This is a genomic window from Pseudoalteromonas sp. RB2-MNA-CIBAN-0110, from assembly GCF_040309305.1.
In the GTDB taxonomy this organism is placed as follows: Bacteria; Pseudomonadota; Gammaproteobacteria; order Enterobacterales; family Alteromonadaceae; genus Pseudoalteromonas; species Pseudoalteromonas arctica.
Genome location: NZ_JBEOOQ010000310.1, coordinates 1 through 242, shown reverse-complemented (window position 1 = coordinate 242; position 242 = coordinate 1). Strand labels below are relative to the sequence as shown.

Sequence of the window (242 nt, the reverse complement as noted above, 5' to 3'; positions counted from 1 at the left end):
CCTTCTATTAGTGCCATTGAAGATAGCCTGTGTATGAGTAATAAAAATGTTATTGAATTACTGGCACAATGGTGTGAAAGCTTAGGCTTTAGCTGTGAAATAATTGAATTAGAAGGCGGCAAAGGTCGCTATAATTTATTAGCTAAACGCGGTAAAGGCGATGGTGGATTAATGCTCGCTGGCCATACCGATACAGTGCCATTTGACGATAGCCGCTGGAATCATAATCCATTTAAATTGAC

1 pseudogene is annotated in these 242 nt (G+C 39.7%); it reads left to right on the top strand.

From position 1 onward, the window contains the following. A pseudogene (locus AAEY68_RS21620) lies at window positions 1–242 on the top strand (acetylornithine deacetylase); the annotation flags it as partial.